13 protein-coding genes are annotated in these 12,674 nt (G+C 68.0%); 4 read left to right on the forward strand and 9 right to left on the reverse strand.

The window, feature by feature from the left end; genetic code table 11:
• Positions 1-7: 7 nt before the first annotated feature.
• From AC1RIF_RS25140 to AC1RIF_RS25150, 3 genes are read left to right on the forward strand one after another with little or no spacing between them, the layout of a single operon-like run.
• Positions 8-1,480, forward strand: coding sequence for a wax ester/triacylglycerol synthase domain-containing protein (locus tag AC1RIF_RS25140; protein ID WP_492604098.1), 1,473 nt, complete (start codon positions 8-10; stop codon positions 1,478-1,480).
• Positions 1,477-3,789 carry a glycerol-3-phosphate 1-O-acyltransferase gene (locus tag AC1RIF_RS25145; RefSeq protein WP_492604099.1) on the forward strand — a complete coding sequence of 771 codons (2,313 nt, stop codon included), beginning with the start codon at positions 1,477-1,479 and terminating at the stop codon, positions 3,787-3,789. Before AC1RIF_RS25140 ends, AC1RIF_RS25145 begins: the two co-directional genes overlap by 4 nt.
• Positions 3,786-5,225 carry an HAD-IB family hydrolase gene (locus AC1RIF_RS25150; RefSeq protein WP_492604100.1) on the forward strand — a complete coding sequence of 480 codons (1,440 nt, stop codon included), beginning with the start codon at positions 3,786-3,788 and terminating at the stop codon, positions 5,223-5,225. The genes AC1RIF_RS25145 and AC1RIF_RS25150 overlap by 4 nt, the downstream gene beginning before the upstream one ends.
• A gap of 6 nt (positions 5,226-5,231) precedes the next feature.
• On the opposite strand, the gene AC1RIF_RS25155 is transcribed toward AC1RIF_RS25150, so the two are convergent.
• From AC1RIF_RS25155 to AC1RIF_RS25195, 9 genes are all read right to left on the reverse strand, one after another.
• Positions 5,232-6,689, reverse strand: a complete 1,458-nt coding sequence (locus tag AC1RIF_RS25155; protein ID WP_492604101.1) for a PPE domain-containing protein — start codon at positions 6,687-6,689, stop codon at positions 5,232-5,234.
• Positions 6,690-6,716: 27 nt separating this feature from the next.
• Positions 6,717-7,088 (reverse strand): hypothetical protein, encoded by a 372-nt coding sequence (locus tag AC1RIF_RS25160; RefSeq protein ID WP_492604102.1) that lies wholly within the window; start codon positions 7,086-7,088, stop codon positions 6,717-6,719.
• A 23-nt stretch (positions 7,089-7,111) separates the two neighbouring features.
• Complete coding sequence (locus AC1RIF_RS25165; protein ID WP_492604103.1) at positions 7,112-7,633, reverse strand: DUF3558 domain-containing protein; 522 nt, start codon at positions 7,631-7,633, stop codon at positions 7,112-7,114.
• A gap of 97 nt (positions 7,634-7,730) precedes the next feature.
• The gene (locus AC1RIF_RS25170) at positions 7,731-8,114 is read right to left on the reverse strand and encodes a hypothetical protein (protein ID WP_492604104.1); all 384 of its coding nucleotides are present in this window, start codon (positions 8,112-8,114) and stop codon (positions 7,731-7,733) included.
• 29 nt (positions 8,115-8,143) lie between these two features.
• Positions 8,144-8,668: a DUF3558 domain-containing protein gene (locus AC1RIF_RS25175; RefSeq protein WP_492604105.1), complete on the reverse strand. Its 525-nt coding sequence runs from the start codon at positions 8,666-8,668 to the stop codon at positions 8,144-8,146.
• A 97-nt stretch (positions 8,669-8,765) separates the two neighbouring features.
• Entirely contained in the window at positions 8,766-9,164 is a 399-nt protein-coding gene (locus AC1RIF_RS25180) for a hypothetical protein (RefSeq protein WP_492604106.1), read from the reverse strand.
• A complete protein-coding gene (locus AC1RIF_RS25185) occupies positions 9,161-9,691 on the reverse strand; it encodes a DUF3558 domain-containing protein (protein ID WP_492604107.1) in 531 nt (176 codons plus the stop codon). The genes AC1RIF_RS25180 and AC1RIF_RS25185 overlap by 4 nt, the downstream gene beginning before the upstream one ends.
• Before the next feature lie 114 nt (positions 9,692-9,805).
• The gene (locus AC1RIF_RS25190; RefSeq protein ID WP_492604108.1) at positions 9,806-10,546 is read right to left on the reverse strand and encodes a DUF429 domain-containing protein; all 741 of its coding nucleotides are present in this window, start codon (positions 10,544-10,546) and stop codon (positions 9,806-9,808) included.
• Positions 10,547-10,567: 21 nt separating this feature from the next.
• A complete protein-coding gene (locus tag AC1RIF_RS25195; RefSeq protein ID WP_492604109.1) occupies positions 10,568-11,194 on the reverse strand; it encodes a maleylpyruvate isomerase N-terminal domain-containing protein in 627 nt (208 codons plus the stop codon).
• 97 nt (positions 11,195-11,291) lie between these two features.
• On the opposite strand from AC1RIF_RS25195, the gene AC1RIF_RS25200 reads away from it, so the two are divergent.
• Entirely contained in the window at positions 11,292-12,671 is a 1,380-nt protein-coding gene (locus AC1RIF_RS25200) for an FAD-binding oxidoreductase (RefSeq protein ID WP_492604110.1), read from the forward strand.
• Positions 12,672-12,674: the final 3 nt, after the last annotated feature.

The following is a 12,674-nucleotide window of genomic DNA, read 5'->3' on the forward strand; positions in this document are numbered from 1 at the left end:
CGTGCGTATGGCCGACGGGCAGCCGTTCGTCCCACCGAGCGCGGTGGATGTGGATCTCTCCGCTGTCGGCTGGGCGCAGAGCCGGACCATGTCGGATTTCGAGACCGGCATGTGGCGGATGGAGGAGGTGCGTCCCGAGCTCCGCACCCCCATCGTCGCGGTGGACGTCCTCGACCGGGCACCGGACTGGGATCGGTTGGTGCGGGCCCACGAGTGGGCGTCGCACATCGTGCCGCGGATCCGGATGCGGGCGGTGGAACCGGCGTTCGGCCTGGGGAATCCGGTGTGGTCGGTCGATCCCGAATTCGACCTCGACTACCACCTGCGCCGGGTCCGGCTGCCGGAGCCCGCCGACCTCGACCACGCGCTGCGGATCTGCCGGCACCTGGCCACCGAACCGTTCGACAAGGCCCGGCCGCCGTGGATGGCGGTGCTGATCGAGGGCCTCGACGACGGCCGCGCCGTCTACGTCGTCAAGACGCACCACAGCATCACCGACGGCATGGGCGGCATCCAGATGATGGCGCTGCTGCACAGCCGTCGCGCCGAACCGACCCCCGACAAGCCGGACCGCGCGCCGGCGCCGCCCGAGCACCTGTCGGATCTGTCGGCGCTCGGGCTCGAGGTGCTCACCGAGGTGCGCCGCGCCCCGAGCCGGATCGCCGACCTGATGTCCGGCTCGGCGCGGGCCGCGATCACCGCCGTCACCCGGCCGTTCGATGCGGCCGGCGAGGTCCTCGACTACGCGAACTCGCTGCGCCGCGTCGTCCAGCCGCCGCCGGCGACGGGCTCGCCCCTGCTGCGGAACCGCGGTCTCGGTCGCTGGTTCGGGGTGCTCGAGGTGGACCTGCAGGTCCTGCGGGCCGCCGGGCACGCGGCCGGAGGCTCGGTCAACGACGCCTACATCGCGGCGCTGCTCGGCGGCTTCCGCCGGTACCACGAGGAGCTCGGCGAGACCGTCGGCAAGATCCCGATGGGCATGCCGATCAACATGCGGGCCGCGTCGGATCCGACCGGCGGCAACCGGATCGCCGCGGTCCGGTTCGCGGGGCCCGCCACCGAACCGGACCCGGCGTTGCGGATCCGCAAGGTCCGCGCGATCGTGCTGGCGCTGCGGGAGGAACCGGCGCTCGACATCGTCGAGGCGGCGTCACCGCTGCTGGTGCGGCTGCCGACCCGCCTGCTCGCCGAGTGGTACCTGTCGCAGTCGAAGGGTCTGGACCTGCAGGCGTCCAACGTCGCGGGGGTGCCCGTGCCGGTGTACCTGGCGGGCGCGCGGATCGAGCGGATGTTCCCCTTCGGTCCGGCACCGGGCTGTGCCGTGATGGCGACGATGGTCTCGCACGTCGGGACCTGCTGCATCGGCGTCAACCTCGACACCGCCGCGGTGACCGAACCGGCACTGTTCATGCAGTGCCTGCAGGAGGGGTTGGACGAGGTGGTGGCGCTGGCCGGCGCCGCGAAGGGAGCTCGGCGATGACCGAACACGCACAGTCCGCACCCTCGACGATCTATCTCACCGAGCCGATGACGGACACCGAGGAGCGTGCTCTGCGGACCTGGCTCACCCACCGCGAGGCCGAAACCGGCTGGCCGACGGTCACGTTCGCGACCACCGACCAGTCACTGTCGGCGCTGGCGCGCCGGGACGACGATCCGGTGCTGACACCGATACGGGTGGTGTGGCTGCCCGACGTCACCAACGGGCATCGTGCGCAACGGATTCGGGACGTGCTGTCCACGCGAGACCCGCTTCATCTCGGCTCGAACGCGCAGCGCCGGGTGCTCCGCAACGATCCGGGGCGCTGCCGGGTCATCGAGGGCGACGGCGCGTCGCTGAGCGAGCTGCGGGACCGGCTGGCCGAGCGCGGCGGCGGCTCGCTGCCCGAGTTCATCCGTCGGCAGGCCGCCCTCGCGCTCGAACGTGCCGAACGCGGTCTGCTCGGCACGCAGTACAAGGTGTCCCGGTTCGTGGTCGAGGAGATCACCGACACCGGCCGGTTCACCGCCGGGATCAAAAACCTGGCCGCGCGACTCAATCTGACGGTGGTCGACGTCGATCGCCGGGCCCGCGCCGACCTCGACGAGATGGTGGCAGCGCAGAGCCGCCGGGCGATCGCGGTGTGGGATCAGCTGGGCCGATACTTCTCCCGCGCGTACCGGCTGGACGTGGACACCACCCGCTTCGAGGAGCTGCGCGAGCTCAACCGGGAGCACTCGCTGGTGTTCCTGCCCAGTCACCGGTCGTATCTCGACCCGCTGGTGCTGCGACCGGCGCTGCTCGCGAACGACCTGCCGCTCAACCACGTGATGGGCGGACTCAACGTCAGCTTCTGGCCGGTCGGCCCGATCAGCAAGCGGTCCGGCACGGTGTTCATCCGACGCAAATTCGGCAGCGACGAGATCTACAAGTGGACGCTGCGCGAGTACATGCGGTTCCTGCTGAACAAGCGCTTCAACCTCGAGTGGTACATCGAGGGCGGCCGGTCCCGCACCGGCAAGCTGCGCCCGCCGAGGTACGGGCTGCTGACCTATCTCGCGCAGGCGTTCCAGGACAGCGACGCGTCCGACGTCTACCTGGTCCCGGTGTCGCTGGTGTACGACCAGCTGTACGAGGTCAACGCCATGGCCGCGGAGGCGCACGGCGCGGAGAAGCGGAAGGAGAGCTTCCGCTGGATGGTCGGCTACGTCCGGGCACAGGGGCAGCGCCGCGGCGTCGCGCACGTGACCGTGGGACGGCCGCTGTCGCTGCGGGATTCGCTGGCGCAGGAGGACGATCTGCGGCTCGCGATCCAGAAGACCGGCATCGAGGTGAGCCACCGCATCAACGAGGTCACCCCGATCACGGCGTCGTCGCTGGTGATGCTCGCGTTCCTCGGTATCGAGGACCGGGCGCTGACGGTGCCCGAGCTCGGGTTCATCCTCGGCCCGCTGGTGGACTACATCATCGCCCGCAAGCTCCCCACCGCCGGCGACGTCGACCTCACCAACCCGCAGGTGATCCGCAAGGCGCTGTTCACCCACCTCGACTCGGGGGTGCTCAAGCGGTTCGACGAGGGCAACGAGCGGGTGTACTACCTGGGCAAGGATCAGGGGTTGGTGGCGGCGTTCTACCGCAACAACACCATCCACTTCCTGCTGGTGCGTGCGATCGCGGAGATGGTGCTGTCCGCGGCCGTCGACGAGAAGTTCGCCGACCCGCTCACCGACGGCTGGGCGGAGGCCAAGCGGATCCGGGATCTGCTGAAGTTCGAGTTCTTCTTCAGCGACAAGGAGACGTTCCAGGAGGAGCTGCGCTCGGAGCTGAGTCTGATCGACCCGGCATGGGAGAGCGATCTGAGCAACCCGGAGCACGTGGAGGGGATCCTCGCCGAGGTCCGGCCCTATCTGGCGCACCGGGTGCTGCAGCCGTTCCTCGAGGCCTACGAGGTGGTGGCCGATCATCTGCTGGATGCGCCGGTGTCCGAGGACTTCGACGAGAAGGCGTTCGTCTCCGAGTGCCTGGCGCTGGCCCAGCAGCGGCGGCTGCGCCAGCAGATCGCGAGCAGCGAGTCCATCTCGTCGGAGTTGTTCGCGACCGCGCTGCAGCTGGCGCGCAATCGGAAGCTGATCGAGGTCGCCGATCCCGACGTGACCGACCGCCGGCTGGCGTTCGCCGAGGAGGTGCGGACGCTGGTGCGCCGGGTCCGGGAGATCCGCGCGCTCGCGCACGCGAAGCTCGATCAGGTGAAGGGCGTGGACGCCGCGGCCCAGGTCGTGGATGCCCCGGGGACGGAGTCGGACCGATGAACCGGCTCGGGGATCTGTACGCCGCGATCGCGGCCGCCCCCGAGGGCCCGACGACGCTGGCGGCGTTCGACCTGGACGGCACCCTCATCACCGGCTATTCGGCCACGGTGGTGTATCGGGATCGGCTGCGCCGCTTCGATATCAGCATCGCGGAGCTGCTGCGGACCACCGGGGCGGCCTTCGACACGCAGTTCCGCGGCGCCGACGTGGGCCGGTTGATGGAGATCGCGGTGACCGGGCTCGCGGGCCGGCGCGAGGACGAGCTGCGGGAGTGGAGTCAGCGGTTGTTCCGGCAGGAGATCGCCGCGATGATCTACCCGGATGTGCGACGGCTGCTGGACGCGCACCGGCGGGCGGGGCACCGGATCGTGATGGCGACGTCGGCTACGACGTATCAGGCGCAGTTCGTGGCGGAGGATCTCGGGATCGACGACGTGTTGTGCAGCCGGCCGGAGGTGGTCGACGGCATGCTGACCGGCGCGCTCACCGGTCCGGCCTTGTGGGGTCCGGCGAAGGCGAAGGCGTTGCGGGACTTCGCGAACGAGGTGGGGGCGCCGCTGTCGGAGGCGTTCGCGTATTCGAACGGTGTCGAGGACGTCCCGATGCTCGATTCGGTGGGGCGGCCGGTGGCGCTGAATCCGGACGGGAAGCTGGCCGGAATCGCGCGGACCGAGGGCTGGTTGTCGGTGAATCTGTCCAAGCCGGAGCGGGGCGCGACGCCGATCGCGACGGCGCGCACCGGTGTCGCGTTGAGTGCCTTGACGGCGACCACCGCGGCGGCGGTGACGGCGGGGGTGCTGACGAGGAATCGGCGGACCGCGGCGAATCTGGTGGGTTCGTTCGGCCCGGATCTGGCGTTGACGATCTGTGGGATCGACGTGCAGATCACCGGCGAGGACAACGCGTGGAAGGACCGTCCGGCGGTGTTCATGTTCAATCACCAGAGCTCGCTCGACATGCTGTTGATCGGCAAGGTGATCCGGCGGGACGTGACGGGGGTGGCGAAGAAGGAGGCCGCGCACGATCCCCGTTTCGCGGCGGTGGGGACGCTGCTCGATGTCGCGTATGTGGACCGGACGGACAGCGCGCAGGCGCGGGCGGCACTGGCGCCGGCGGTCGACAAACTGAAGAACGGGACGTCGATTGCGATCGCCCCGGAGGGCACCCGCTCCCCCACTCCGCGGCTGGGACGGTTCAAGAAGGGCGGCTTCCACTTGGCGATGCAGGCACAGGTGCCGATCGTGCCGATCGTCATCCACAATGCCGGGGACCTGATGTGGCGCAACTCGTTCGTCGCCCACCCGGGCACCGTCTACGTCGACGTGCTGGAACCCATCGATACCAAGGGCTGGAAGGTCAAGGACCTCGACAAGCACATCGGTGAGGTTCGGGACCGGTTCGACGAGGTCCTCCGGGCGGGGCCGGTGAAGGCGTAGGCCCGGTCAGCTCCCGATCACGGGCGGGGCGGCCAGTGGCAGCTTGCCGATCAGTTCGCTGCCGTTGTCGACGTTGACCAGGTAGCCGGGCGTCTTGTGTTCGGATTCGTCTTCGCCACGGCCCCGCGCTCCGGCGCCGGGCATCATGCCGGCGCCGGCCATGCCGGAACGGGCCGCTGCTGCGCCCGAACCCGATGTGCCGGCGGTGGTCGCACCTGGTCCGCCTGCGGCACCGGATCCTGTTCCGGAACCGTTGGCGCTACCGAGGATTCCACCGGCGCCGTAGCCGCCGAGGGAGCCCGCGCCCGTTCCGCCGCCTGCCCCGGATCCGAGTCCTCCGGCACCGGCCGGGGAGTAGCCGCCGCCGATTCCCGATCCTGTTGCTCCGAGGCCGGACTGGCCGGGGCGGGCGCCGTCGATGCCCGACGCCGCTGCGGGGGCGGTCCAGGCGGAGGCCGGTGTGGTGACGGCGTCGGTCTGGTTGGGGTTCATGGCGTACGGGTCGCCTGCGGTGGGCTGGGCACCGGCTGCCGTGGGGTCGAAGGCGCCGGTTCCGGGTACCGACCCGGCGCCCGGGGTTCCGCCGGGCATCGGGGCGCCCGGTGGCTGCGTCGGCATGTTCGGCGAGCCCGAGTTCGGTCCTGTGTAGGGCGCGTAGGGGTTCGATCCGCCGCTGCCGGGTGCGCCGCTGCCGGGCCGGATGCTGTCGGGCCCGGGCCCGGGTCCGGTGACCCGGGGAGGTTCGGGGAGTGTCGGCACCTTGGTGTCGGCCTGCTGCATCACGGGTGTGTAGACGGTGCGCATGATCTCGATCGCCTGCTGGTGTGCCTCGTCCTTCTCGTGGAGGACTTGTTTGAGGATTCCGACGCTGGGCAGCACCCTGTTCAACGCGGATTCGAGGATGCCGCGTTCGGCGACCGGGGGCAGCGTGGCCTTCACCTGCTCGACACCGGTGGCCGCTTCGGTGATCTTGGTGCCGATCAGGGTTCCGGCCTCGGCCAGTTTCCCCGATTCGGTGACGTATCGGCTCGTCGCGGCGACGGCGGAGTCTTTGGCGATTCCCTCCCACTTACCTTCGGTCTCGTGGGTGATGAAGTCGCGGAAGTCGTTGAGTGCCTGCTCGAGTGACTGGCCGATCTTCGTCCACCCTTCGGCGCTGGCGCGGAGCGAGCCGCCGTTCATTGCGTCGACGGCGGCCTTGATGTCCTCGTGCGACATCGCTTCGAATACTTCGGGTGACCCGAGCGAGGGGGCATCGAACTGGCCACTGAACCGGCCGTACAGACCGGCCTGCTGTAGATAGATCTCGTCGCGCGCGGCGTTCCCGGCGGCCTGCTCGTCCCGCACGCGGTCGCGCTCGTTCAGGTCGTAGCCCGTCACGAGGTCGACCAGAGCATTGCCCGGATCGCGGACGATTCCGTAGGCTTCCTTGCCCAGGTTTCCGATGAAGTCGGTGAATCCCATGTACTTCCCCCCTCGACTATCCCGGCGTCAGAAGCCGGCATCCACATTCGTCAGTGATTGCTGATTGGCGTCCTCAGCCGCCTGGTACTGGGCGCCGATCTTGGCGAACAGGTCGCGCATCTGCTCGACCTCGGCAATGTGATCGGCAAGCGCCCGGTCCAGGGAGTAGTCGCCGCCTGAGGCCTTGCGCCCGAACTTCGCGGCGAGCGCGACGCCGGACGGGAGTTTGTCGCCGAAGCCGTTAATCGTCGTCAGATCGGCTGCGCGGTCCTTGACAGCCTGCAACTGCACGATCAAGTCGTCGCACCGACCGGCGCACTTCTCGGCCACGCCACGCTCGAGTGTCAATTCACCGGACCCCACGGATTCCGACAATGCAATCCACCCAGACTCAAACACGATGTTCCCCTTGTCGTCCCCGTCTACTCCGGAATTGCGCCTTCGAGAGCAGTCGCTGTGTGCACCGCCAGCTCACACGGATTGCCACCATCTGCAGGGCTGTACAGACTGACCCGAACGATCGACGCGCCATCGGCCGCACGGAACGCCACATCACACCGTTCGCCCCGGACGTCCGTTGATTCCCGGTACACCATGACGTCGCGCCCATTGATCTGCTGGTCGATCAAGTCGGAATTGCGGTCGTTGCCGCGGATCTCATCCCAGGTCCTCGTCGTAGCAAAGACTGTCAGTGAATGATCAGTTCCAGCCCAGCGACATCGGTTCCACCCCGGCTGCTTGACCCCTTCAATATCTCGCTCTGACGTCGATGGATCAACACCGACAGCATGTAGCGCATCGGGCGGCACGTCATCGCACGGACTGAATACCGGCTCCCCCTCGGCGACGCCGGCAGGATCAGCCTCCCCCGACACGGCCTTCGAGCCGCACCCCGCAAGCACCAGTCCGGCACCGATCAACCCAATCGCAGCAATCAACCGCACCCGGTACCCCTCCCTCAACCCAGACCTGCTCCACCCTAAACAGACGCACACCACTTGGGTTCGGTTCCATCGCGCCGGCAAATCGGTCCGTGTGCTGTCAAAAACCGCCGCCCACACTGGTGACGGCCTGCTGATTCGCATCCTCCGTCGCCTGGAACTGGGCGCCGATCTTCGTGAACAGATCGCGCATCTGCTCGACCTCGGCTATGTGATCGGCAAGCGCCCGGTCCAGGGAGTAGTCGCCGCCCGAGGCCTTGCGCTCGAACTTCGCCGCGAGCGCCACGCCGGACGGCAGCGTTCCTAGGCCGTCAACCTTGTCGAGTCGCTTAGCCCTGGCCTGCACAGACTTCAGCTCTTGAACAAGCTCTTCACATCGCCGCGCACATCGCAGGCCGACGTCCCGGTCGAGAAGCAGCTCTCCTGATTCAGCGGCGCGAGTGAGGCCCGACCAGCTCGCATCCGGTGTTCCGATTGTCGTCATGACTCCCCCATCCGGCTATCGAATTGGCGCTAATCAGGTATGTATCCGACCAATTCCCGAGTCGCACGAGTAGCTATGCCGCAGGGATCCTCGACAACGGCATCGACTCCGAGGTACGACACTGAGATCAGCACGGCGCCACCACTGGTTCCCACCGCAACGTCGCAACTCCTGCGATCCGTATCCGAGATCTCACGGTACGAAAAGCCACTGCGGCCTTCGAGATCAACAGGCGCGAACTCAGTGTTCTTCTGATTCGCGCGAACGTCATCCAGTGAGTGGTTCGTAGCGAACACACTGAGCGACGGACCAGCACCCATCCACCCGCAGATGTTCCACCCTGGCTGCTTGACACCCATGATGTCCCGCTCTTTCGTCGTCGGATCGACTCCCAACGAGCGAACAACATCGTCCGGAATGTCATCGCACGGGCTGAATACCGGTTCCCCCTCCGCGACGCCTGCAGGATCAGCCTCCCCCGACACGGCCTTCGAGCCGCACCCCGCAAGCACCAGTCCGGCACCGATCAACCCAATCGCAGCAATCAACCGCACTCGGTACCCCTCCCTCAACCCAGACCTGCTCCACCCTAAACAGACGCATACCGCTTCGGTTCGGTTCCATCGCGCCGGCAAATCGGTCCGTGTGCTGTCAAAAACCGCCACCCACACTGGTGACGGCCTGCCGATTCGCATCCTCCGTCGCCTGGAACTGGGCGCCGATCTTCGTAAACAGATCGCGCATCTGCTCGACCTCGGCAATGTGATCGGCAAGCGCCCGGTCCAGGGAGTAGTCGCCGCCCGAGGCCTTCCGCCCGAACTTCGTTGAAAGCGCAATGCCTGACGGAAGCTTGTCCCCAAACCCGTCGACGTGCTCCAGCCGGGAGGCCCGTACCCGAATGTCGCTTAGCGCCACTATCAGGTCCTCGCATCGCTTTGCACAGGCGTTCGCAGCGTCCCTGTTGAGGAAAAGCTCACCAGCATCTGCCGCCGATTCCAGAGCCGCCCACGTCATACCTTCCATCGCTCCCTCAATCGATTGCAACGTCACGCGGGAATACTTGGAGACAGAGTCTCCGCAGCGCGGGTAGCCACTTCGCACGGCTCGCTGGCGTCGCGCGGCCGGGTCGTCCCGAAGAAGCCAACTGACACAAGAACAACTCCCGCACCGGACTCAAGAGCTACATCGCAACGCTCCCGATTCCTATCCGCCTTCTCGCGGTAGGAAATGCCCTGGCGCCCTCCCAGATCAACCGCGCCGAAGTCTTCGTTCCGGTCGTTTGCCCGGAATTCATCGAGAGTTCGGTTCGTTGCGAAGACCGAGACGTGATAGTCGGGTCCTCGCCATCCACAGATGTTCCAACCCGGCTGTTTGACGTCCATGATGTCTCGTTCTTCGGTCGCCACGTCGACGCCGAGCGAACGAACGACATCATCCGGAATGTCATCGCACGGGCTGAATACCGGTTCGCCCTCCGCTACGCCTGCGGGATCGGCTTCCCCCGACACGGCCTCCGAGCCGCATCCCGCAAGGACCAGTCCCGCACCGATCAACCCCACGACAGTCACCAAACGCACCCGGCATCCCTCCCTCGATCCAGACCCGCTCCACCATAAACAGACGCATGGAGCTCACGTTCGGTTCCACCCGATCGAGACCAGTGCCCGACGTCGCGCTTTGGCGCGCAGCCGTCACACGAGCGAGGACAGCGGATCATCGGGCACGTGGATCCAGCCCTCGCGTTCGGCGGAGTCCCGATCGATCGGCGCAGGCAATCGCGTCCGCCCGGTGGCGGCAGCCCGCGCGATCACCGCTGCCACCACGGCGTCGAACGCATCGTCCGACGTCACGCAGTGTGCGCGGAACTCGCCGAGGTCGAGTACAGGAACCGATTCCTCGAACCGGCCCACCAGTTCCTCGAGGTTCGCGCGATTGGCGGCACCCTTGTATCCCCGAAACGGCAGACCCCACCGCTGCAGTGCGGCAGCAGGGTAGACCTCGACCACCGCGCCGTCGACACGGTTCACGTCGATCCCCGTCACCGCGAGCTGGGCCAGCAGCCCAGCGCACCGCAACGCCACGTGCGCGATGAGGTCCGCGGACACACTCAGCGGCACCATGCCCGTCACCTCGTGGACGACGCGGTCGGTGCGCCGCCGCACGAGCGGCAACCGGCCGGCCCGGCTGTTGAGTTCGAGCTCGCGCGACGGCTCCCGTCGATGGTGCGCGACCACGAACTCGACGAACGCGTCCGGCCACCCGAACGGAGCGTCGATGCCGCACTTGTCGGCGTCCGCCACGGCCTCGATCAGTTGATCGTCGGTCGCACCGAGTCGCAGATCGACCACCCGCGCGGCCCCACGCTCCCAAACCAGTACCGCAACTGCGGTTTTCAACGCTTCGGCGGCCAGGTCGATGCCGACGGTTCTCATGCCGTCACGGTAGCGGCCACGTCATCGCATCACTGGCAGCACCTGATCGGTCGACCGCCCCGATGCCGCCTCGATGAACGCCCGCGGATCCGGCACCGCGGCCAGCACGTCGCGGGTGCGCTCGAGCGCCTCCGTCTCGGGCGCCTGACCGCCGACCGCGTCGACGACGTCGAGCAGATGCACGGTCGCCTCGAGGATCGCCATGTCCATGAAGGCGCCCAGCGACACCGCTCCGAGGATCGGGTGCGGGATGACGGTCTCGCGGGTGAGTCCGGTCAGGCGTTGGAAGGCGTCGGGCAGTTCGACGTCGAACCGCTCGATCAGAGTCGCCCGCCGGGCGCCGGCCGCCAGCTCGCGGACCATCTCGGCGAGCTGGGCGTGCATCGGCTCCGAGATTGCAGAGTCGGCGTTGTAGACCCGAAGCATCTGCGCTGCACTGGTCACGTCCGCGGCGCCGTCGGATGCGGGCTCGGCGAGCATCGCGATCATGACGTCGGGCGTGACGTGGACGTAGAGATCGCGGACGGTCCAGCCCCGCAGCCGGGTCTCGGCCAGCCACTGCTCGTCGGACAGCTCCCCGGCCCGCTTGGCCCACGACCGCCACAGTCGAATCAGCAGGTCCCGGTCCCGATCGAAGTCCGATGCCACAGTTCTCCCCCTCTGCCCGATTTCGTCGACAGGTCCGACGCTAACGGCGTCGGATCGCCTCCGGTCGAAAACCGGGCATCCGGGGGATGATGGATTCATGACGACGGTCGACCCCGCTGTGCTGGACGAACTCATCGACGCGCTGCCCGACGGTTCGGTGCTCACCGACCCGGACGTGATCGCGGGCTATCGCCAGGACTGGGCCGCCGACCCCAACGCCGGCACCCCGATCGCCGTGGTGCGCGCGACCTGCACCGAGGACGTGCAGGCGGCGATGCGGTGGGCGTCGGCGCATCGGGTGCCGGTGGTGCCGCGCGGGGCGGGGTCCGGGCTGTCGGGCGGGTCGAGCGCCGTCGACCGCGGCATCGTCCTGAGCACCGAACGGATGCGGGAGATCACCGTCGACCCGGTCACCCGCGTCGCCGTCACCGAGCCCGGACTGCTCAACGCCGAGGTCAAGCAGGCCGCCGCCGAGCACGGGCTCTGGTATCCGCCGGACCCGTCGTCGTTCGAGATCTGCTCCATCGGCGGCAATGCCGCCACCAACGCGGGCGGGCTGTGCTGCGTCAAGTACGGCGTGACCACCGACTACGTGCTCGGCATGCAGGTGGTGCTCGCGGACGGCACCGCGGTGCGCCTGGGTGGGCCGCTTCTCAAGGACGTCGCCGGGCTGTCGCTGACGAAGCTGTTCGTCGGCAGCGAGGGCACCCTCGGCATCATCACCGAACTCACTCTGCGGCTGATCCCGGCGCAGCCTCCCGCGTCGACGGTCGTCGCCTCGTTCGACTCGGTCGAATCGGCCGCCGATGCCGTCCTCGCGATAACCCGCGAGATCCGGCCGGCGATGCTCGAATTCATGGACCATGAGAGCATCAACGCCGTCGAAGACTCCGTCCGGATGGGCCTGGACCGTAACGCCCGCGCACTGCTGCTGGCGCAGTCCGACGCCCCCGGCGCCGCCGGCGCCCAGGAGATCGCGACCATCGTCGCGGCGTGCGAGAAGAACGGCGCCACCGAGGTGTTCGCGACCGACGACCCGGCCGAGGGCGACGCCTTCACCGCCGCACGACGATCCGTCTTCCCGGCCGTCCAGGCGATGGGCAGCCTGCTACTGGAGGACGTCGGCGTGCCGATGCAGGAGCTGCCGCGGCTGATCACCGGAGTCGAAGCGATCGCCGAGGATTGCGACGTCCTGATCTGCACCGTCGCCCACGCCGGCGACGGCAACACCCACCCGCTGATCGTCTTCGACCCCACCGACCCCGACATGACCGACCGCGCCCACACCGCCTTCGCCCGCGTCATGGAGTTGGCAATCGCTCTGGGCGGCACCATCTCCGGCGAGCACGGCGTCGGTCGGCTCAAGCGCGACTGGCTGGCGGGGCAGCTCGGGGAGGACGTCATGGAGCTGAACCGGCGGATCAAGACGGCGCTCGATCCGCTGGGAATCCTCAATCCGGGGGCGGTACTCGCCTGACTC

The sequence above is a fragment of the Prescottella sp. GW823-FHT02E09 genome (assembly GCF_058797375.1).